This is a genomic window from Sporosarcina sp. JAI121 (assembly GCF_013408665.1).
Lineage (GTDB): Bacteria > Bacillota > Bacilli > Bacillales_A > Planococcaceae > Sporosarcina.
The window spans coordinates 205,092-226,828 of record NZ_JACCCL010000001.1 but is presented as its reverse complement, the minus strand read 5'-3'; the positions used below and the strand labels follow the sequence as shown (position 1 = coordinate 226,828).

At 41.4% G+C, this 21,737-nt stretch carries 24 protein-coding genes and 1 tRNA gene; 6 read left to right on the top strand and 19 right to left on the bottom strand.

Annotated features, from left to right (window positions below; all coding sequences use genetic code 11):
* Window positions 1–510: 510 nt before the first annotated feature.
* The 8 genes from HDC33_RS01125 to HDC33_RS01095 all read right to left on the bottom strand — a co-directional run bounded on the left by HDC33_RS01125 (window position 511) and on the right by HDC33_RS01095 (window position 5,275).
* The gene (locus tag HDC33_RS01125; protein ID WP_179390700.1) at window positions 511–1,746 is read right to left on the bottom strand and encodes a hemolysin family protein; all 1,236 of its coding nucleotides are present in this window, start codon (window positions 1,744–1,746) and stop codon (window positions 511–513) included.
* 83 nt (window positions 1,747–1,829) lie between these two features.
* Window positions 1,830–1,961, bottom strand: a complete 132-nt coding sequence (locus tag HDC33_RS16425) for a hypothetical protein (protein WP_255457264.1) — start codon at window positions 1,959–1,961, stop codon at window positions 1,830–1,832.
* Window positions 1,962–2,282: 321 nt separating this feature from the next.
* Entirely contained in the window at window positions 2,283–2,624 is a 342-nt protein-coding gene (locus tag HDC33_RS01120; RefSeq protein ID WP_179390699.1) for a YolD-like family protein, read from the bottom strand.
* A gap of 1 nt (window position 2,625) precedes the next feature.
* Complete coding sequence (locus HDC33_RS01115; RefSeq protein ID WP_179390698.1) at window positions 2,626–2,889, bottom strand: YolD-like family protein; 264 nt, start codon at window positions 2,887–2,889, stop codon at window positions 2,626–2,628.
* 13 nt (window positions 2,890–2,902) lie between these two features.
* Complete coding sequence (locus tag HDC33_RS01110) at window positions 2,903–3,271, bottom strand: YhjD family protein (RefSeq protein WP_179390697.1); 369 nt, start codon at window positions 3,269–3,271, stop codon at window positions 2,903–2,905.
* A gap of 374 nt (window positions 3,272–3,645) precedes the next feature.
* Window positions 3,646–4,053 carry a hypothetical protein gene (locus tag HDC33_RS01105; RefSeq protein ID WP_179390696.1) on the bottom strand — a complete coding sequence of 136 codons (408 nt, stop codon included), beginning with the start codon at window positions 4,051–4,053 and terminating at the stop codon, window positions 3,646–3,648.
* A 187-nt stretch (window positions 4,054–4,240) separates the two neighbouring features.
* Complete coding sequence (locus HDC33_RS01100; protein ID WP_179390695.1) at window positions 4,241–4,639, bottom strand: VOC family protein; 399 nt, start codon at window positions 4,637–4,639, stop codon at window positions 4,241–4,243.
* 114 nt (window positions 4,640–4,753) lie between these two features.
* On the bottom strand, window positions 4,754–5,275 hold the full coding sequence (locus HDC33_RS01095) for a hypothetical protein (protein WP_179390694.1): 522 nt from the start codon (window positions 5,273–5,275) through the stop codon (window positions 4,754–4,756).
* 431 nt (window positions 5,276–5,706) lie between these two features.
* Here HDC33_RS01095 and HDC33_RS01090 point away from each other — a divergent pair, with 431 nt between their 5' ends.
* Window positions 5,707–6,006, top strand: coding sequence for a DUF3243 domain-containing protein (locus HDC33_RS01090; RefSeq protein ID WP_179392569.1), 300 nt, complete (start codon window positions 5,707–5,709; stop codon window positions 6,004–6,006).
* 194 nt (window positions 6,007–6,200) lie between these two features.
* Here the strand turns inward: HDC33_RS01090 and HDC33_RS01085 are convergent, their stop codons facing one another.
* The 4 genes from HDC33_RS01085 to HDC33_RS01070 all read right to left on the bottom strand — a co-directional run bounded on the left by HDC33_RS01085 (window position 6,201) and on the right by HDC33_RS01070 (window position 8,779).
* Window positions 6,201–7,028 (bottom strand): hypothetical protein, encoded by an 828-nt coding sequence (locus HDC33_RS01085; protein WP_179390693.1) that lies wholly within the window; start codon window positions 7,026–7,028, stop codon window positions 6,201–6,203.
* Window positions 7,029–7,379: 351 nt separating this feature from the next.
* Window positions 7,380–7,580 (bottom strand): cold-shock protein, encoded by a 201-nt coding sequence (locus HDC33_RS01080; RefSeq protein WP_025783429.1) that lies wholly within the window; start codon window positions 7,578–7,580, stop codon window positions 7,380–7,382.
* A gap of 331 nt (window positions 7,581–7,911) precedes the next feature.
* Window positions 7,912–8,262 carry a DUF4181 domain-containing protein gene (locus HDC33_RS01075; RefSeq protein ID WP_370457389.1) on the bottom strand — a complete coding sequence of 117 codons (351 nt, stop codon included), beginning with the start codon at window positions 8,260–8,262 and terminating at the stop codon, window positions 7,912–7,914.
* A 169-nt stretch (window positions 8,263–8,431) separates the two neighbouring features.
* Window positions 8,432–8,779, bottom strand: coding sequence for a VOC family protein (locus HDC33_RS01070; protein WP_179390692.1), 348 nt, complete (start codon window positions 8,777–8,779; stop codon window positions 8,432–8,434).
* Window positions 8,780–9,110: 331 nt separating this feature from the next.
* Between HDC33_RS01070 and HDC33_RS01065 the strand changes: the two genes are divergently transcribed.
* On the top strand, window positions 9,111–9,857 hold the full coding sequence (locus HDC33_RS01065) for a ZinT family metal-binding protein (RefSeq protein WP_179392567.1): 747 nt from the start codon (window positions 9,111–9,113) through the stop codon (window positions 9,855–9,857).
* 293 nt (window positions 9,858–10,150) lie between these two features.
* Window positions 10,151–11,548, top strand: coding sequence for a dipeptidase (locus tag HDC33_RS01060; RefSeq protein ID WP_179390691.1), 1,398 nt, complete (start codon window positions 10,151–10,153; stop codon window positions 11,546–11,548).
* A gap of 153 nt (window positions 11,549–11,701) precedes the next feature.
* Here HDC33_RS01060 and HDC33_RS01055 read toward each other — a convergent pair whose 3' ends face one another.
* Window positions 11,702–12,289, bottom strand: a complete 588-nt coding sequence (locus HDC33_RS01055; RefSeq protein ID WP_179390690.1) for a nitroreductase family protein — start codon at window positions 12,287–12,289, stop codon at window positions 11,702–11,704.
* Between the two features lie 168 nt (window positions 12,290–12,457).
* Between HDC33_RS01055 and HDC33_RS01050 the strand changes: the two genes are divergently transcribed.
* A complete protein-coding gene (locus HDC33_RS01050) occupies window positions 12,458–13,303 on the top strand; it encodes a DegV family protein (RefSeq protein ID WP_179390689.1) in 846 nt (281 codons plus the stop codon).
* Window positions 13,304–13,345: 42 nt separating this feature from the next.
* Here HDC33_RS01050 and HDC33_RS01045 read toward each other — a convergent pair whose 3' ends face one another.
* The 3 genes from HDC33_RS01045 to HDC33_RS01035 form a co-directional block, all read right to left on the bottom strand.
* The gene (locus HDC33_RS01045; protein ID WP_179390688.1) at window positions 13,346–13,831 is read right to left on the bottom strand and encodes an amidase domain-containing protein; all 486 of its coding nucleotides are present in this window, start codon (window positions 13,829–13,831) and stop codon (window positions 13,346–13,348) included.
* Between the two features lie 150 nt (window positions 13,832–13,981).
* Complete coding sequence (locus tag HDC33_RS01040) at window positions 13,982–14,167, bottom strand: hypothetical protein (RefSeq protein ID WP_179390687.1); 186 nt, start codon at window positions 14,165–14,167, stop codon at window positions 13,982–13,984.
* A gap of 943 nt (window positions 14,168–15,110) precedes the next feature.
* Window positions 15,111–15,183 (bottom strand) — tRNA-Ala (locus HDC33_RS01035).
* A gap of 68 nt (window positions 15,184–15,251) precedes the next feature.
* On the opposite strand from HDC33_RS01035, the gene HDC33_RS01030 reads away from it, so the two are divergent.
* Together HDC33_RS01030 and HDC33_RS01025 are read left to right on the top strand one after the other, a co-directional pair.
* Window positions 15,252–16,271 (top strand): DUF2804 domain-containing protein, encoded by a 1,020-nt coding sequence (locus HDC33_RS01030; protein WP_179390686.1) that lies wholly within the window; start codon window positions 15,252–15,254, stop codon window positions 16,269–16,271.
* Between the two features lie 143 nt (window positions 16,272–16,414).
* Window positions 16,415–16,885, top strand: a complete 471-nt coding sequence (locus tag HDC33_RS01025; RefSeq protein ID WP_179390685.1) for a YusW family protein — start codon at window positions 16,415–16,417, stop codon at window positions 16,883–16,885.
* Between the two features lie 203 nt (window positions 16,886–17,088).
* Here HDC33_RS01025 and HDC33_RS01020 read toward each other — a convergent pair whose 3' ends face one another.
* The 3 genes from HDC33_RS01020 to HDC33_RS01010 form a co-directional block, all read right to left on the bottom strand.
* A complete protein-coding gene (locus HDC33_RS01020; RefSeq protein WP_179390684.1) occupies window positions 17,089–18,918 on the bottom strand; it encodes an ABC transporter ATP-binding protein in 1,830 nt (609 codons plus the stop codon).
* Complete coding sequence (locus HDC33_RS01015) at window positions 18,899–20,641, bottom strand: ABC transporter ATP-binding protein (protein WP_179390683.1); 1,743 nt, start codon at window positions 20,639–20,641, stop codon at window positions 18,899–18,901. The genes HDC33_RS01020 and HDC33_RS01015 overlap by 20 nt, the downstream gene beginning before the upstream one ends.
* 193 nt (window positions 20,642–20,834) lie before the next feature.
* Window positions 20,835–21,734, bottom strand: a complete 900-nt coding sequence (locus HDC33_RS01010; protein ID WP_179390682.1) for a DMT family transporter — start codon at window positions 21,732–21,734, stop codon at window positions 20,835–20,837.
* Window positions 21,735–21,737 lie beyond the last annotated feature (3 nt).

Genomic DNA, 21,737 nt, shown 5'->3' with positions numbered 1-21,737 from the left:
GAAGTCACCTCACATGGAATCAATTGGGAATCGTGTCAACTACCGCTTCGGCGCTTTGTGGATGCCTCCCGCGATAAGCTGGAAAGAAGACCACTTTCAGTCTTATCGCTCCGGCTACCACTAAGACGCGCCTTCGCTGGTTAGTCTGTTTAAGAATGCGCATTTCATTTTCGGGGATTATATCTGCGACCTGTAGTTGCCTTATTTGAATTAACTCAATATCTAATTTTAGTCATTTCCTAATTTCAACATATACATCTCAAATTCAGAATTATATTGATAACAAACACGCTAGCGCAGGCGCGGCAAAGGGGTAGCCGAAGCCCTAAGACTAGTTGCGAAGCGCTTATCCAGGCTTAGGACGAGAGGCATCCCCAGAGCGCCAAAGCGTATTAGCAAGAATGCTATATTTCAATCTATCTAATGAATAGCAGAAGGCACAAAAACTTAGACAGCAAACAAAATGTCCCCATAACTGTTATAACCAGTTACGGGGACATGCATGTTTAATCAGTATGACTCTTCCCGAATTGTAATCGTCATTCGGGTGATCCGATTGCGTTCCATTTCCTCGATTTCAAAAAGCAGATGGTCGTATGTAAACCGTTCGTCGACTTCGGGAACATGACCGAGCTCCTGCAGGACAAATCCTCCAAGCGTTTCATGATCCATCGGCAATTCAACACCGAGCAATTCAATCGCATCAACTATTTCAAGTCTTCCATGACATATTAACGTGTTAGCCGTCTTCTCATAAACAAGTACTTCCTCGTCAATATCCGTCTCATCCTCGATGTCTTGACCTATCATTTCTTCGATAATATCTTCATGAGTTATCATGCCAAGCGTCCCCCCATACTCATCCAGAACGATTGCCATATGCTTCTTTTTCGCCAGCATCATCTTGAACACTTTTTCAACACTGGCGGATTGCACGACATAAAACGTATTACGGTCAATCAACTCTCCAAGTGTCCGTTTGGGATCTATCGACCATCCGATCAACATTTTCGAATAGAACACGCCCACTATCGTATCCATGCTTTCTTCATAGACGGGATAACGGGTGTAGGAATGTTCCAATATCGTATCCCGTACTTCCTCATACGTCGCTTCAATCGGCAATCCGACGATGTCCATCCTATGTGTTTCGAGGACATCAGACACGTCTTTTTCCGCAAAATCGAGTACTTCCTTCAAACGATTCGATTCTTCCTTCTCGAACGTTCCTTCTATAGAAGCGATGTCCACCATCGATCGAAGGTCGTCCTTAGTAAGCGTGGCATTTGTCACCGCCCCTTTTGAGATGATGCGGATGAAAACATTTGTGAACATGCCGAGCAATGCAGTCAGCGGTGTCAATATTTTTACGAGTAGTGTAATCGAAGGTGAAACAATATAGGCAACCCGTTCCGCAAACGTCGCTGCAATCGTCTTCGGCAACACTTCGCCAAAAACGATGATAATAACCGTCAGAACCCCTGTCCATATACCGACGTTCAGACCTTTATCGATTGCTATCATTGTAACTAAAGTCGGCATCATAATATTCGCGATATTATTACCGATAAGAATTGCTGTAATCATACGGTCCGGTTTCGAAATCAGTTTCTGCAGCTTAATAGCCTGATGCTCCCCTTGATTCGCGCGAAACTGGACCTTTCTCCTATTTACTGCAGTAAGCGCCGTTTCACTGCCTGACAGGTAAAACGACATGAATAAAAAGAAGCCAAGTGCGATGAACAAAAGCGATTCCTCCTGGAAATGATATCATATTTATATATTCGTCCAATTACTAACTTTCAAACAGCATACCATATAATCCATATTTACGTTTGTCTTTCTACCTTCAAATCCACACCTTCCGCTATACTAATTCTACTAATCGGGCGTTTCGTAAATACGTTTTCAAGGTTGATAAATACGATTGCATCAACATCTGTTAAGTTAAGTGGATACAACAAGCTATTTCCTGCAAGTCGTCAGTGCTCGTTGAAAATCGTTAAGGTCGGGGAAGTAATTGGGGGATGTTTGAGGGAACTTAAAAATGTGGACAGGCACACGACTCTAATGCCAAATAAGAAGCCGCCTTCTCAAATGAGTTTGTAGCTGTTTCTTCTATAATATAGCCAAACCACGATGTCGGACCATAAAACTATCAGATGATAGGAGTCAATATCATGACAACCCGAGGAATACAAATTTTCCATACGATGTGAGGGCAACAACAATTTCAATCAAATAAAAATAACGACCTCTCCCTTATCGCATGGGTCGTTTTTTCATTCCATACATTGCACGCCGACTATATCCGAAATCGGAATCCTCTCAAGTCCAAAGGGGTCATCGAGTACAACGCATCTGGAATGCACATCAATTATTTCTATTATAGCACCGCGCGTCATGATCTTGCCATCCTTCCATGTTTTTATCAACGTTTGACATTTACGCTTATACGCAACCTCAATTTCTTCCTGGATAGCTTGTAAATCCCACTCACTTAGTTCCGGCCGCTCCTCGTAATGCTCCTTTTCCATCCAATTTCTTAACTCCACAAGATGTTCCGGCAGTATCATCGACATGGCCCATTTCTTTGTACCTCTATCGCGATTGTTTTCTAACATCTCATTTCACGCTCACAATATTATTCATGTTTATGTTTTCGTACCCCATCTGTAACGATAGCAAGCCCCGCCGATCTTCAACGCCTTTAACGACTCCTGTATATGAGTCGTACCTCTTATGTGCAAATACCATAACTTCAACCTTTACACCAAACTCAATTGACTCACCGATTCTTTCACCAATCTCAAGGTAATCAGTTTTGGTTAGTTTTGGGCCTTGGATACCTCCACTCCTAGATGCTTTTGGTTTTGGGATTGCTGTCATTTTCGTCACCCTTTCAGTTTTTCGGTATTTCTACCATTGCAAAGTAGACATTGATTAACTCTTCCGTCCGATTTCGCAACCGGACGTTTAAATAACGACGAATGTCTTCGTAACCACCGTGGATAAATGCATACTCCGTAAATCTACCATCTTTCCCCCTCTTATTTAGCTTCAAATTGTTATTACGTGCATAACTATTTGTTTCTTTCAATTCGTCCCGAACAATCTTTAACGCACTTTCAACAATATTGATGTAAGGCCCTCTTAATTTGAACGAACTTGTTTCAATAACTTCCCGGTCCCTTTCTAAAATCTGTATAATCATCGGTAAATAAATCATGTTCTCGAAATTAGATAATGCCTCGGATGGAATTAACGACATTAGATCACCAGGCTTTCTTTATGTATGACGGGAACAAGTGCCAATACGTTATCAGTTGTAAAAGTACGCTTGGACCCGCGTAGATGACAATAGGCTCGGAATGATACCTCACCAACCTGCAGCACCTGTACTCTCCGTTTGCAGATTTGACCGTCTGCAGCCATGTACATCATATCCAGTGACTCTTTGTATTCAACTGACCTCAATAAGTAATTACGCACACTTGTTCCCTCCTCATTATCCACTGTACCGAATAAGCGTTCTTATTGCAACCGGAAATGAGATGTTAATTTTGACCAAATATAAAAGACCGTCAATAGACGATCTCTCGTTATTCAACTTATGCCCCTTTAGTTGGGTAAAAGGTAATATTCTCATGGTGATAAATGTTTATAATCTACTATTTCAATTTTGAATCCATGATTACATTTTGACTTATTAAACTTATCACTGTCACAGGATGGGGATATTCTTACTTTAACCAGGTCTTCTTTATAATCATCAGGATTTTTAGAAGGAATTACAATTCTGACAGAAACATCATAAGAATGATTGTCATTGTAAGTTATATCAACAATCCTTTTCCATTCCCAACCAAAAAGAGTATCCTGCCAATACTCATTTATTACTCTTTTATCAATAGTTGGGAATACAATGTCAGAAATAATATCCTCTGTTGTAACATACATTCCATCTATATTTAAAACGTTTTCTGAATTAACAACTTGTGTAAGAGTAAATACAAATACAAATCCCAATAAAATTATGTATTGCTTAACCATCAAGATTCACCTCAGATTTGTGTTTACTATTTATTCTTCCCACGATGTTGTTTTTTATTAAAGCGCACGTTAGCTCAATCCGAAAAGGCTGCCATGGAAAGGCAGCCGATTCTTCAACTAAATCACTCGTTGGTAGAAGAAATTATATTTACTTTGGTGTCAGTGGGATAATAGTAAGTTCTTCATATTATTTAGGAAGATTTAGTTGCCACGAAACTCCGAAGCGGTCATTTAGCCAACCGAACTTTTCACTGAAACCATAATCACCTAAAGGCATGAGTGCTTGTCCACCTTCGATGAGTTCATGATAAAGATCGTCAAGTTCCTCTTCAGTCTCACAAGTCACAAAGATTGAGAATGAAGGAGTGAAAGAAAATTGATGCTTCACATTACTGTCGATACACATAAATTCTTGGCCTTTTAAAGTAAAAGTAGCCTGCATTACAGTTCCTTCTTTCCCAGATTCATCAGGTCCGTATCGAACAATGCTTGTAATTTGAGAATCCTCAATGAGGGATGTGTAATAATTCATCGCTTCTTCTGCATTGTCATCTTGAAACATTAAGAATGATGTTACCTTCTCCATTATAAATCTACCCCTTTCCATATCTATCCTCTAAAGTATAATTCAATTCTTATAATAATATCCATTCTTCAATTAACCTGCCCGTAAGTTGAATTGAAAACTTTCCTGTTCAGATCAATAATCAATTGAATTGGCTAAGTCTAACAAGGTTTCAGGAGTAACTTTGTCTGAAACACGTTTATCAATATTCAGCATATATTGCCAATCATCCCTCTCGAAAACTAGCACATTAAAGCCTGAAATTGTCATATAAGTAGCTACAATCCCATTCTTTAATTCAAATGTTTTTACCGCGTATTTCTCACTTTTATGAATTTCATTCGTTATCGGTCGAACATTAATTTTATAATGATTTTCAGATAACTTCTCATTAATAAATTTCACTTCAAATGAGTCATCTAAATCACTAAACCTACCAAAATGATGAGAAAAGCTTATTGGTGGTATTCTAAGCGGAAGCTTAAGTTTTTGTTTGAAATGTTGTTCAAATTCGCCCAATGCATCTTCCACAGTTTTGTAACCTATTTCAGGATATATTTCTTCATAAGAACTGGGTTTATCGTTTGCAGTTGCATATATGGTCAAGAAAAACAGCACACAAAATGAAATCAACAAAAACAAAGTTGTTTTGGTCAATTATAATCACCTCAAGTTATCTATGGGTGTAGTATTCCCAGCTTCATTAAAATTATCAAATTGACATTGCATGTTGGCTGCATTGGTTCTTATTCAAACGATGACCTCTTTAATTCGTCAGATAAAAAAACGACCCCTTCGTAATAGAATAGTCGCCTTGTATGTAAAGAATATTTTTTCTATGTCCATGTTTATTTTGGGATGGTTAAGCGAATTATATATATACACCCAAAAAGGTGACTGTGTTTTGACTGAACAAAAAAGCGACCTATCCACAAACTGTGGAGGGGTCGCTTTTGATCGATTGTATTACAACCAAACAAAACAATTATTTTTCACCATCATACGGAATCAATTATTTTCGTGTTTACAACGCTGAGTATATGTGAACAATATAAGTTCAAACAAAAAAGGAGTGTTTTTTAGTGGATATGAAGGGCAAAGTGCAACAAGAATTATCACAGATTGATGTTGAGAAAAAAGACGAGATTTTGGAGAATTTCAACAAGTTCAAACAGTATCTTTCAAAGAAAGTTGAGTTAGGTGAAAACATGGGGTTAAGTGAAGAAAAACTTGCTAAAACTACAGAGTTAGTTGCAAATTATCTCGCTAAACACGAAGAGCCCCGCAATCGGGAAGAGAAAATGTTAATGGAGCTTTGGAATTCCGGATCTAAAGAAGGGCAACATCAGCTTGCACATATGCTATTGGAAATGGTGCGAAAATCATAAATTTTGGCGAATAGTTTTTCCAAAATGGCTTCAAAAAGCGACCTATCCACAATGCAATCTGTGGACGGGTCGCTTTTGCCTTAAGTATCGTATGATGATAATACAAACGTTGATAGGAAAGCATTCTTAAAATGACCAAACAAAAAGAAGCGTTCCCTTTCCTGAAGGAAACACTCCTTTCGTAAGAACTATATTTAATCAAACGTTCGGCATTGTTTTCCGCTTTCTTCTTGCGAAATATGTTTCTTTATTTTAACGTTTGTCACTTGTAATCCTGTTAGGTTTGAATCACTAACAGAAAAAGTTAGTTTGTCATAATCTCCGCCGTGGTGTCCTGAATAGTTTAAAGCACTACCAAAAATGAGATGTCTCCTAGGATCTCCATCAATGGGTTCAATTTTGATTTTTGGACACATAAAAAATTCCGAATAAGATGGGTCCAAATGATATAAGTAACGTGTAAACAATGCTTCTTCAAGTAACTCTTCTTTAGTAGGTCCGTCCACTTCTTTTCTCCACCCTACCATGAGCCAATCATAAAGAGATTGTGACTTTAATCGCACTCTTTGTCTTTTTTCCGAAACGATTAATTCCCCTTCTTTAGCCGTGCAGGTTTTGCGTTTATTGTCAACTACACATGTATAAGCGGGTTCAATAGTAATCACTTCATCATTTGCCATTATTACCGTCATTTTATTGGATGGATTATCTAAAGATACCTCGATTGTTCCATTCACTCGACCAGAGTTATTAAGCCAGAATACCACTTTTCTGAGTACACGTTCTTGAAAACCATCATTGATACTGAATACACGCTGAAGTCCGGAATTATTTTCAACTTTAATGTTTTGAACATCATTATGCTCTAATGAATGCGTCTTCAATTGTTCCAAAAAAGGTTGATTGGTGTTCTTCTTTGCTTCAGCTATTTGGCTGGCTTTAGGTGCTTCTTGCTTCACAAAAACAACAGTATTAGTTACGAGAATTAGTATACAAAAAAGGACGTAGAGTTTTTTCTTCAATAAAGCCCACCTACCTTTTCTTTATAGGTATCTTCCCCGAATATTCTTCAACTATCCTTCCCTTTAGTTCAATTTGAAATAAAGGGCTGCATTAGCAAACTCGATGATCTTCAACTAACACGCCCGTTTGTTGAAGATCAATATGTTATTGTTACCCATCATTTGGACATTCCATATTCAGAGGGATAAAACGGTACATCTTTTTTCAAACGTTATGACTTAATTTTCAACTTACACTTACAACTTACAATAAGCGCAGATTATCGCTCAAAGTGACATAGATTACTAATATTAAAAACTAATTTAAGCACAAAAAAAGACCCTACATGTAGGGTCTTTTTTCAACTATTATTAAGCTTTTTGAACGTTTGTAGCTTGTAGGCCACGTTGTCCTTGTTCAATTTCAAAAGTTACACTTTGACCTTCGTCTAAAGATTTGAAACCTTCGCTTTGGATTGCTGAGAAATGTACGAATACGTCCTCTCCTGCTTCACGCTCGATAAATCCAAAACCTTTTTCTGCATTAAACCACTTAACTGTACCTTGTTCCATAATTGTTGCCTCCTAGTGCGGATATCCACACAATGTATTACTACCCTTGCTCAAATACTTTAGACGAAAAACAAAATCTATTCTCAATCTGAAAAAGAACAAAAATAATTCTTCCTTAGAATAACAGACATATGATCGAATAGCAACTGGTACAACTCTTATTTCTAATGAAGACATTAAAATCCACCTTGATCTTCAAGTAAAACACCCGTTAATTCAATAAGAATAGTGAGCACCCTAAAGCTCCTGTTGTTGAACTAAAGTACCCGTTACTTTAAGTATAGTCCTTTACAATGTCTTATCTGTTCAGTAAACTACCTCAACCCAATAATCAAAGAAAACAATCTATATTATACATAATAATTACACTTAACAGTAGATAAATAAGTGTAGTAACATGTTGTTTTGAGTCCTTCAGATACTTCCACTCCAGAATAGACTGAAAACCCAATAGTACTATTATGTAGAGAATCCAATACCACTTCATAACATTTGTGTCCTGTGTAACAACGAACGGAAGAGTGCATAAAAAGATAACTAAAATAATGCCTCTTCCCCATCGGTCAATTTTTCTACCAGAAGTTTCGGAAATCTTTCTCTTTTCAATACCAAGTAATTTATTTAATATTTTATCTAATAAGAACGAAATTACAAGAACAATAATGAAAACCCAAAATCCCACAACTATCCCCCCATTTATATCTTTGTTATCTTTGTTATGCCATAAGATTTCCAGTTATCTTGTTAAACTAATCTCCATCGTGCGTTTTACAAGAAAAAAGAGCTCCCTAAGAAGCCCCTGTTGTTCGACTAAAGCACTTGTTAGCTTACTAGCAAATGAATACAACCCGCTATCTCTCCCATAGTTCGACCAGTCGACCTTCAGGATCTTTAATCCAAATAAACTTTCCATATTCACTAATCTCTTTTTTCTTTACAAGAGGTACACCAATATGTTCAAGATGCTCAATAGTCTCGTTTAGATCATGTACTTGGAAATTTAACATCACTTGTTGTTCTGTTGGAAAATAATTGTCATTCTCGGTGAAGAAAGAAAAGATAGTCTCATTTCCTAATTGGGGTTTAATCATGGTCCCATTCCAATTATCTATTTCAATCTTCAACACTTCACTGTACCATTTTTTCACAACATCAATATTCTTAGTTCTCCAAAATATTCCTCCGAAACCTTTTATCATCGTATCTACCTCCTGTCTGTTTTTTAAATTTTAGTTTTTCAATTTACTGTTACGTTTCTTGTTCTTTCTTCGTCCTTATTCATTCGAATTCCTCTTTGAATCGATAAATAAAACCTACCGACAATCGAATCTGTGGACGGACTGCTTTTACTTTAAATAACGTTTGGTGATAATACAAACATTGATAGGAAAGCGTTTTTAAAATAGCCAAATGAAAAAGACACTATTCTAGCAGTCTAGCAAAGCTTCCACATTTCTCCTTGACAATCCTACAAAGTAAATATACGATTTAAATCGTAATGATTACGTTTTATGAAAAGGAGTGTTGAAAATCAAGATTTCATTTACAAAAGGGTTTAGCGTATTTGCTATCGGTTTCCTGCTAGTCGGGTGTCAGACTTCAAATACATCCGAAGAAGAGTCCCCCGCTAATGAATCATCCGTAAGTAGTACAGCTGAAACAGAATCCTCGACAGTGCCTGAAAGCTCTTCTGGATTGCAAGAGCAAACAACTGGGAGTCATGTACATGATGAAGAGACAGAACAAATCTATGCCGGTTATTTTGAAGACAGCGAGGTGAAGGGTCGTTCTCTTTCCGATTGGGAAGGAGACTGGCAATCTGTATATCCATATTTACAAGACGGAACTCTTGACGAAGTATTTTCTTATAAAGCGGAACATGAAGGTGACATGACATCTGAAGAATATAAGAAGTATTATAGTGAAGGATATCGAACAGATGTGGACCGTGTCGTGATTGATGAGAATACTGTAACATTCTTCAAGGATGGAGAAGAATATTCTGGTGAGTATGTCGATAATGGTTACGAAATTCTAACATATGATGCGGGAAATAGAGGAGTGCGATACTCATTTAAACTAGCAGAAGAAGTTGAAGGACTTCCTCATTATATTCAATTTAGTGATCATAGTATCTATCCGTATGAAGCTGATCATTACCACCTGTACTGGGGTGACGACCGTGAAAAGCTATTCGCTGAAGTAATAAACTGGCCTACTTACTACCCATCAGAAATGGATGGACATGATATTGCTCATGAAATGATGGCGCATTAAAAAGTAGTTTTTGAAGAAGCCATAAAAAAGCTATCCTGTTCGGAAGGATTTAGAGTTTAGAAAAACCAAGCGTTTTCTCTACTCTTTTTTCATTGAATGGATATTCATACAGATTGGTAAGAAATTAAAGTTATTATATGAGATGATTGCCTTAGTAAGCATTCAATCTTATAGCTTCGGAGACCGATATCAAAAGAGTCACACTCTGCAAATGATTACTAACGTTTATGGGCATGTTATCGAGGAAATAGTACTATTTCTATTCACGAAATTATTTGAAATGAGGGATTGTGTTGGATCATTTAGAGACGCTTGACGGGTATTTCAAAGTAAAGCGGGACGAACATCTTGGGCAATTAAAAGACTTCCTCCGTATACCAAGTATCAGCGCTTTATCGGAACATAAAAATGATATGCAAAAGGCAGCGGAATGGCTACTTGCTTCATTCAAAGCGGCAGGACTTGAAAATCTGTCAATCGATGAAACAGATGGCCATCCGGTTGTATACGGTGATTGGCTTCATGCAGAAGGAAAACCGACGATTCTTGTCTACGGGCATTATGACGTGCAGCCGGTCGATCCATTGAATTTATGGAATAGCGGACCTTTCGAACCTGAAGTCCGTGATAATAAATTATACGCACGCGGCGCCAGTGATGATAAGGGACAAGTGTTCATGCATATCAAGGCGGTCGAAGCGCTTATGCAGAAAACGGGCGGTTTGCCGGTTAATGTGAAATTCATGATTGAAGGCGAAGAAGAGATCGGAAGTCCGAATCTCGAGAAATACATCAAGACGAATAAAGATAAACTTGCGGCCGATGTCATTGTCATTTCCGATACAGGCATGCAAGGACCGGGACAACCGGCAGTCTGCTACGGTCTTCGCGGTCTATGCGGCGTTCAGATCGATGTGCAAGGCGCGACAAGCGACCTTCACTCCGGCTTGTACGGTGGCGGCGTCCAGAATCCGATCCACTCACTTGCGGAAGTACTTGCATCGTTCCGCGATCAAGAAGGTACGATTGCCATTGAAGGTTTTTACGATAATGTCCGTCCGTTGTTAGATGAAGAGCGCGAGGCTTACCAAGCACTTGGATTCAACGAAGAGGAATTGAAAGAAGACATCGGCGTATCGGAACTGTTCGGGGAAAAAGGCTACACATATTTGGAGCGGACATGGACCCGCCCGACACTTGAAGTGAACGGTGTATTTGGCGGGTTTTCAGGCGAAGGCATCAAAACGGTATTGCCGGCGGAAGCAGGCGCAAAAATTACTTGCCGCCTCGTTCCCGATCAAGATCCGGATGAAATCGTTGAAAAACTGAAATCGCATATCGAAAAACATAAACCGGCAGGCGTAACCGTGACAGTAACCGAATTTGACAAAGGAAAACCATTCATCACGCCGTTCGATCATCCCGCAATCCAAGCGGCAGGACGTTCTTACGAAAAGGTATACAACGTACCGACTGCATATACACGTGGCGGCGGATCGATTCCAATCGTTGCGGCATTCGATGAAATCCTAGAGCTGCCGGTCGTCTTGATGGGCTTCGGACTTGCGTCGGAAAACTTCCACGCACCGAACGAACACTTCCATCTGGAAAACTTCGACCAAGGAATGCGCGTCATCGGTGATTATTATTACGAAATCGCCGGTTTTGAGAAAGAACAATTGAAAAAGTGATCAACACGCCGGATTCTCCTTGTGGGATTCCGGTTTTCATATATTTAAAACGACTTAGCAACACCCGGATTCCCCGGTAACAATTCGAATAGAATATAAAAAAACGCCCGGCTCGCATCATTAAATGCAATCCGGGCGTACACCGTTTCACTATTATACTTCTTCGCTGTCCCGACCGTAATACGTGACGATTTCGTTAAGTGGTTTACGTGAACGGGCCTTTGGTATTTCATCAAAATAACCGAACTGAAGCATACTGATTATACGCTCGCCCTGTTTCACGCCCAGTTCTTCCCTGAATTTCGGATTATCGAGGAAGCCTGGTGTTTTCCAGCATGTCCCGATTCCTTTATCCCACGCGAGAAGCTGAGTGTTTTGAATGAACATGCTCGCCGCAGCGTAATCTTCTAAACGTTCTTTCTGACGTGCGTCTTCAGGAACTATAACAAATGCAACCGCTCCCGGTCCTGTAAACTTCTTCATTTGCTTTTCAAGATCCTCTTCCGATAGCTCTTTCCACTTTGGAACACCATATTCACGCAATATATCGAGGAACTTCACATATTCCTTATCAGCAGCTACAACAAAGCGCCACGGATTTCGATTGCCGTGATTTGGCGCCCATGCCGCGTCTTCAAGCATTTCGGCAATGTTTTCCGGATCAACCGGCTGTCCATTAAAGTTCTTTATTGAACGACGCGAAATAATCGCATCTCTGACGGATAAAGCTTGCTCATTCATTACTCATTTCCCCTTTACACACATACTTATGCCATTATACCTCACCTGTCCATTTTTAGCGAAACCATCCGAAGTAGTGTGTTTCCCACTTTTCTGACTACTCCCTTATTACTTTTCATGATATAGTATTAACAGCGTACATTATGATGATAAAGGATGATATTATACATGACTAAAAAACCACTTGCATGGATTGTGGACAGCACAGCCTACATTTCCGAAGAGCTCAGTCAACACCCTGACTTCTTTTCGGTTCCTTTGAATATACATTTCGGTGAAAAACAATTTGTTGATGGTGTCGACCTGAATCCGGAGCAACTTTACAGCAAAATAAAAAATGCGGAAGAATTCCCTAAATCATCTCAACCTTCTGCGGGTGAATTCGCCGAACGATTCCGGGTCATTGCAGAAAACTATGAGCAAGCAATTGCCGTTCATGTATCAAGCAAACTAAGCGGGACGCTTGCTTCCTCTATCGCAGGCGCTGAGATTGCAGATTTCCCCGTGACATTCATCGATTCTCTTTCTCTCTCTTACGGAATTACAGGACTTATTGAACAAGGCATGGAAATGCACGAAAGCGGTGCAACTGTTCCAGAAATCGATGCTAAGCTTACAAAAATGGCCGGAACAGTTCATAACTACATTTTAATAGGACAGCTTGAACAATTATACAAAGGCGGCAGAATGAGCGGTGCGCAATTTTTCCTTGGAAGTTTGTTGAAGGTGAAACCGATTGTCCACATTACTAATGAAGGCGAATTGGAAGCAGTCGATAAAGTGCGGTCCGAGAAAAAGGCGTTCCAATACTTGGTGGATAAAGTAGCCGCCGGTCACCATGCCGGCAGAAGGAAAGTTCACCTGATGCATGGTAATGTCCTCGACCAGGCAATACACTTGAAAAACCTCCTTACTGAACAAGTTCCTGGCCTTGAAGTCGAAATTGGAGATATCAGTTCTGTTCTTGCAGTCCATGCGGGAGAGGGAACACTTGCCATTTTATGGTTTGACTGAAGTTGAAAAAGCAGTCCATCAGTAGACGATGGACTGCTTTTCTCATGAGAACTGGTCATTGATTTTAAAAAAGACGTACTTTGCATTCGGCGAGAACATATACGAATCCTTATAGGCCCAGTGCCGATGTTGAGCGTTGAACGTATGTGCATTGACGAGCGGAACTGCACCGTCTTTGGCAGTGACAATTGTCGAGTGATCAAACCTGCCATCACCTTGGAAATCATAGACGATAACATCCCCCAACCCTAACTGTTCAGCAGACGAAACTTGCGTTGCCGTCAATCCCTTTTTAGAACCCGCTAAATACCAGCGCAGTGAATGCGACACCGACCAGCTGAAACTCCATGTTCCTCCGCGAAGCCACCACCCCTTTTCGCGGTTCGGATAGCCATGCATCGGCGCCCCACCCGCCAGCAGACATTGTGAAATATAATTCGTACAATCCACGTCGAACGTTGGAAATGCCGGATTACGACTATTCCACCACGTATCCGCATAGCGGACAGCCGCTTCCCTGTTGTACATTGACAAACGCCCCCTTACATCCATCCTATGAGAATGAATCAGCTTGAATGCGTCGAAAACGGGTTCGGAAACTGTAAGGGGAACAACAGGAAGTCCGGACAATAAAAATAGGAACCGAAGTCCCCTCTCCAAAATTAAAACTGCCTATGATTATTCGTTATCCATATTTGGATTTTGTTCACGGAGCATCCAATAATGTTGAACGAGTTGATTTTCATATTTAAAGTGCAATTCGTAAAAATACATATGCCATTTTGGATCTATATGTTCATAGTATTTTGCTAAAGTACCGTATAAACTTGTCTTCTGAAGAAGTTCTGCTAAACGCGGGTCCATTTATTCTCTCCTTTTTCTTTTCAACTATAATCAATGTATTCAACAGTCATGATTCTGAGTAGGCGAATAAAAAAAAGCCTACTCGAATGAGCAGGGCTACCTATAAATTATTTAGTTTCATCAATGATATAGGTCGTCCATCCGTACTTAGCTTTAATTTTATCGACTGCCTCTGCAAAAGCGTAAGTGTTGGAAATGTGCCTGTTTTAATTCGGAAAATACCATTTGTATGTGTGGTTTAACTTCCTTTTTCTTAGTTAATTCCTTCAAACGATTTCGAACAACTTTCATAACTCATCCCCTCTCCCACTTCCATTTCATTGATAAATAAAAAGAACGCCCATTAAGGTGCGTACAAATTTAGATATAAAAAATAACGCCTAAGCGTTTATGATGTGACTATTTATAGCTCAGTTCTCTAAGACAAGTAGGTATGAAGCATAATCAAAAGAAAAGAAATGGTAACTTTAATTTTCATATCAACACATCCTATTTCTAGAGTATTGGTACAATTAAAGATTAACATGCTTTTATTAAGCAGACTTTAATTAAATGTAAATATTGCGTAAACATTGTCACTGCTGAAAATTACGTTCCTATTACTCCTGTGCCACCGTTAAAGACTTCATGCTTTTCACATTAATTCGAGATATGACTAAATCCCATTCGAACATGTTTCCTATGTGAGTTTCGACTTTCAGTTTACTCATTGTTCAACCTGCCCTTCTGGATTGTATTCAATTATTCGATAGATACAATGTCGTTCATTTTAATAGCACACGTCTCTACTACCTGATTAAAACCCGAATCGGTAGAACTGATTTCTTTTGCATCAGATTTACATCAATAGTTATATTAACAGCTTTTAGTGACATGAACTATTGATTCCTGAAAACAAAAAGAACCCTCATACGCCTAGGGTTCTAATCACTTTAGTACTATATGGAGCATAGGGGGCTCGAACCCCTGACCTTCACACTGCCAGCGTGACACTCTCCCAGCTGAGCTAATGCCCCGTAACTTTGATATAATAGAATTATAACAATAACAGTTAAAAAAGACAATAGGCAGGGGGCACATTTACATGCAGCACGCAGAAAGAGAAATCACCGGACCTGTTACGTTATGCGACGGTAAAGGGTTATTGAATCCGGAAGCAATCGGCTTCGCGCGTCAACCTTTCATCCAGAGCAATTTAAAGAACCATTTCATGCGCAAGAAGAAATGGAATTATTGGTGTGTGTACGGAGAAGATCTGCTTTTTTCCGCGACGATAAGCCATCTTGATTATGCTGCTGTCTGTTTTGTCTATATTTTAGATTATGAAACGCAACGCTTTTATGAAAAATCCATCACGATTCCAATTGGACGCAATGTAAAGATGCCTGAACATGTGCTGGATAGCGTCAAGTTCATCAATGACAACCTGACCGTCCAAATCGTACATATCCAAGGTGAAACACATTTGTCTGTTACAATTCAGGACTTTGACAATGAAGTGCTCCATGCGGATTTCCATATCGCCCACCCTGTTGACGATGAATCGTTGAATGTTGTAATTCCTAGAAGCAGGGAGATTTTTCAGTTTACGGCCAAGCATCATTCCCTGCCGACATCCGGGTTTGTTAAAATCGGTGACAAACGGTATGATTTTAACCCGGAATATAGTTTTGCCGTTCTTGATTTTGGCAGAGGTATCTGGCCGCGTAAATCGGAGTGGAACTGGGCGATGGCTTCACAGCGTTTGGGCGGTCGCCGTATCGGTCTCAATTTCGGCGGCAAATGGACGGACGGGACTGGCATGACAGAAAATGCGGTATTCGTGGACGGTTCGATGACAAAAATCCATGAGGACGTTCTGTTTACATACAATGAGAAAAACTTCATGACGCCCTGGAAAGTCCGGACGAAATTTTCAGATGCCGTCAACATTACGTTTACACCTTTTTTCGAACGTAACTCTACGACGAATGTCCGGCTGGTCTATACGAAAGTCCACCAAGTCATTGGTTATTTCGACGGTACTGTGCGATTACATGATGGATCCATATTACAAATTAGAAAAATGCTCGGTTCTTCCGAAGAACACATAGCAAAATGGTAAATGGAACTACTGATTACCGACATACTATTGTACTCGCCGGCTGAAATGCCGGTTTTTTCATTTGAAGAAAGAATTTTGTTTAGAAACCAGGCTTTTAGGCAAAATAATAAGTAGGACTACAAATATGAAAGGCAGTGAATACGTTGAAAAAGTTAAGTGCGGTAGCTGCAATTCTTCTTACAAGTGCATTGATGTTAGGCGCCTGCGGTAATTTCGGAAAAAATGCCGATAAGCCAAATCGAGAAGAAGCGGATATCATTCTTGAAGATGAAAAGGCTGGCGGCTCCATTGAAACTGGTAATGGTTACGGTTTTTCATCTTTCGATCTTGATATTGATGTCGAAGGCAAAGATGCGGTTGAGGCCGATTACGATGTAAAGAAAAATGCTGATGCGGAGTATGTAAATAAATTAAAAAACGTCCAGTTAAAAGATAATAAGGCGATGGATGAGTTCAATAAGATGTTTGTAGAAATTCGTATCACGAAAGATACACCAAAACAAGAGGTGATCGACAAAATTCTTCAATGGTTTGGTCTAGACGCATACTCAAAATTCGATCTCGAAGTCGAATTTGATGATGGTACGTTTCTTGACATAGAAGAAGTAAAGTAATGGAAATAGGTAAAGCTACAAGGATATAACATCCTTGTAGCTTTTTATTGTCGCGTTCTCGGCAGGCCGCTTACGCTTTTCTATATGTCTAGCTTCAGCGGCCAGACGCTCGGGTCATAAGTCAGCCCGGCTTCTTGGCAAAGAACGCCAATTTGCCGGACTGTCTTATGCCTGTCGCGCCTTGGCAGGCCGCTTACGCTTTTCTATACTTTCGATTCGAGTAGCATATTGTAATATACGCCCCGCCTCTCGATCAATTCGTCTTGGTTCCCCGACTCAATCAGTTTTCCGTGTTGCATGACATAAACGGTATCCGCTTTCCGGACCGTGTTGAGTCTATGTGCAATGACAAAACTTGTTCTGCCTGTCATGAGGCGGTCAAGTGCTTCCTGGATTTCCAGCTCTGTCACGGTATCGATACTGCTCGTCGCTTCATCCAGAAGTAAAAGAACCGGATCTGCAACGAGTGCCCGAGCTATTGACAGCAACTGTTTCTGCCCTTGTGAAATTTCACCGCCGTCCGCTGTTAACACTGTATTGTAGCCATCTTCAAGACGGCTGATAAAGCTATGCGTATTCGCCTGTTTAGCTGCTTCAATCACTTCTTCGTCCGTAGCGTTCAATTTTCCATAACGGATATTTTCAAGTACCGTCGCTTCAAATAGAAATGGATCTTGCAAGACGAATGCGGTTTGGCTGCGAAGCGTGCTGAGCGGCAACTTGCTGATTGGAATTCCATCAATCAGGATTTCCCCTTTATCAGCTTCATAGAACCTTGCAAGCAGCTGCATGATCGTCGTCTTCCCTGCACCGGTCGCCCCAACAAATGCCGCCGTTTCACCCGCCTTTACATGGAAGGATACATCGTCGATTGTATAGCCGTCCGTTTCGACCGCATAACCGAATGATACGTCACGGAATTCGACGTCCCCTTGAAGAGTCCTATCCGCATATTCCGTCGCCTCGTCCTTTTCAACCGGCTCATCCATTATTTTGAAGACCCGTTCAGCTCCGGCGATTGCCGACAGGACCGTGTTGAATTGATTGGCAAGATCATTCAGCGGACGAGTGAACTGACGTGCAAATTCGGAGAAAATGACGATTGTCCCCACCGTTACAAGCCCGTCCCCTCTCAGTGCAAGCAATCCGCCAACGCCTGCAACGACCGCGAAACTGGCATTGTTCAACATATTCATCACTTTTGGGATGAAACCGGAATACGTCAACGCCCAGAAACCCGTACGGCGAAGGCGGTCACTTTTCTGCGCAAACTCTTCCATCACACGCTCTTCTTGTGAGAAAGCTTTAACGATGCGCTGACCGGAAATCGTCTCTTCAATCATTCCGTTCAACTCACCAACTGCCTGCTGTTGCTCTTTGAACAATAAGCCGGTACGGCGCGTAATCCACCGAATCGCTATGAACATGACTGGCACAATGACCATCGTCAACAATGTCAGAAGCGGACTTAAGTACAGCATGACCGCAAACGTTCCAGTCAGCGTCAAAATACTCGAGAACACTTGGATGAAAGACGAATTCAACGTTTGGCTGACGTTTTCAATATCATTTGTCACCCGGCTCATCAGTTCTCCGTGCTGCCTTTTATCGAAAAATGTAACGGGCAACTTTTGAAGATAAGCAAATAGACTCGTCCGTAAGCGGAAAACAGTTTGTTGCGCAATGCCGACCATCCAATAATTTTGAAAATACATCGCGAGTGATAAGCCGCTATAAATTGCGATCAGCAGCCCGATACTACCGCCTAGACCTGTGAATTTCATCGGAATAATGTAATTGTCAATAATTTTACCGATCATCAGCGGTCCGAGCAACGCCAGCGCCGAACTGACAAAAACTAATGCGAGCACGCCAATGAGCAAACCCCGCTGTTCATCGACCAGTTTCCATATACGGTGGAGAACCGATTTCCAGTTATTCGCCCGTTCTTTTTTCTTTTTACCTTTGCCTTGAATATCTTCCTTGGATAGAATTGACTCGTAGCCGAATGGTTTACGAATTACGCGCAACATCGGCCGCCACCCCCTCATCAGATTGGGATTCCGCAATTTTTCGATAGAGCGCAGATTGCTCCATCAATTCATCGTGCGCTCCGTAGCCTACAACTTTCCCTTCATCTAAAAGAAGGATTTTGTCCGCTCCTTGTGCGGTCCGGATTTTCTGTGTGACAACGAGCATCGTTGCCTCTTCCCCTTCGAGCGCATCCCATAACGCCGTTTCCGTTTTCACGTCAAGCGCACTTGTGCTATCGTCGAGAATCAGAATGGATGGCTTCCTGACAAGCGCCCGCGCAATGGACAGTCGCTGTTTCTGACCGCCCGACAAGTTGACGCCTTTCTGTCCGACCCGTGTGCCGTATTTCAGCGGGAACAAGTCAATCGATTCATGGATTTGCGCTTTCTTTGCCGCTTCCTCCAGTTCATCGACATGGGCCTCCGTATCACCCCACGCTAAGTTTTCCAAAATGGATCCTGTGAATAAAATCGATTGCTGCGGTACAAATCCAATCGTATCCCGCAAATCTTTCAGCGGCCAGTCGTCCACTTCTGTTCCACTGACGTAGATTTCCCCTTCCGTTTTTTCAAAAATACGCGGAATAAGACTTAGCAAAGTGGATTTTCCGGATCCGGTTGCTCCCATGATGGCGAGTTTCTCTCCCGGCGACACGTGGAATGAAACGTTGTCCAACATCGGTTCGAGCTTACCCGGATATACGAACGACACATTCTCAAACCGCAAATCTCCTTCATTGCGCAGCAAACCGGTACTTTCTGAACGATGGATTTCCAAGTCTTCATTCGCAAGAAGCACTTCCTCCATCCGTTCAGAGGATGCTTTCGCACGCGAGAATGCGATGATGATAAATGAAAACATGGAAAATGCTCCTGTCATCCGCATCGCATAGTTGACGATTGCAACCAGTTCTCCCACCTGTGCTCCTCCACCTCGGACCTCAATCGCACCGAACCACAATACTGCCATCAGACTGACGTTCATGACAAATAGAAGAATCGGTAAGATAAGTTCCATCATCCGCATCGCTTTGACAGTATCTTTTCTTAATAAATCGGATACTTTTGAGAAACGGCTTGCCTCATAGGCACCGCGTAAAAACGCTTTAATAAGTCGTACAGCCTGCAAGTTTTCTTGAATGACACGGTTCACACGGTCAAGCCTTTGCTGGACACGTGAAAAATAACTGACCCCATTTTTCGCCATGAAATATAGGAAAATCAGTAGAAGCGGCGCCCCTGCCACTAGAAGTAATGCCAGCTTCACATTGACGAAAAAAGCCATGATCAAACTTCCGATAACGAGCAGCGGTGCTCGCATCATAATCCGCAGACCCATGAACAGGACGTTTTGGACCATCGTGACATCACTTGTCAAACGCGTGATAAGACCCGATGTCGGGAAACGGAGGAATGTCGCCATGGAAAATGCCTGCACTTGACGAAAAAGCGCCTGTCGTAAATCGAAGCCGAAACTTTGTGCCGCATGTGCAGCGAAGAATGAATTGACGGCTCCGGAAAAGAATGCAACAAACGCGAGTGCCATCATGACGCTTCCCCACGTCCAGATAACGTTCTCGTTTCCAGCCATAATGCCATCGTCGATAATCTTCGCGATGAGAAGCGGCTGAATCAGCTCTACCGATAATTCAAGCAACATTAGAAACAACGCGATTACGATTGCCCATTTGTAAGGCTTTGCGTAAGAAAAAACTGTCTTCATCTTTTTGACCCCCAGAAACTCTTTCGTCTTCCGAATTACTTCCTAATAAAGCTTATTATGCCATAGCCAGTGGGTTGTGTATAGCCAATGAGACTGAATTGTGGGTTATTTTGAAACAAGTTAAGATAGATCGAAAGTATAAATGATTAAAAAAGAACCAGCACCCACAAGGGGAACCGATTCTTCCACTCTTCTATGCTTTCGCTTTACTACCCGCCACCGATAGCCAAGTCACTCCGATAAGCATGATTATCGCCCCCGTAAATTGCCACATACCAAGCACTTGCCCGAACCAAATGACAGAAATGACCATTGCCGTCAGCGGTTCAAAACTGGATAATATGCTTGTTTCCACTGGCGAGATATATTTCATACTGCTCATGAACAAGATGAATGCAACGGTCCCGACGATTATGACGAGGAAAAGCATGCCCGTCACAGTCCAATCCGCTAAATAGTCCAAGTGGGTAACAACTGTCAATGGATTTGCAACGAAAAGCGTTCCTCCCCCGATAATCATACCCCAGGCAATCGATAGCAGGACTCCCCATTCTTGCATAAGACGGACAGGATATAACGTGTAAAACGAGAATGCAAAACCGAGCGCGATTCCCCATAATACCGCAACCTTGCTCAGTGCAAAGCCGGAAAATGATCCGTTAGTCAAAAGAAGGAGTAATCCTGCCAGCGTCACAATCATTCCGAGCACTTGCACAACCGGTGGCCAAGTCTTTTGCGAGGCCGTTACGAATATGATAATAAATATCGGCGCCAGGAACTGGAACAATGTCGCAATTACCGCATTACTCGTATCGATAGATGCGGCAAACGTGAACTGGACACCAAGCATACCGAACACTCCAAACAGAAGGAGTTGGCGTGCCCACACCTTTTGCCTCCATGGAAGAGTGATGCGCTTCCCTTGTAACTTCAGCATAATAAGCAAAAATACACCCGCAAATAGAAGGCGAACCGTAAGCATGAAGGAAACCGACATCTCACTATTCAGCAAAATCCATTCCATCATTGGACCCGTAGCACCCCAAAGCATCGCCCCGGACACAATCATGACGATTCCTTTCAATCTATCCATCTT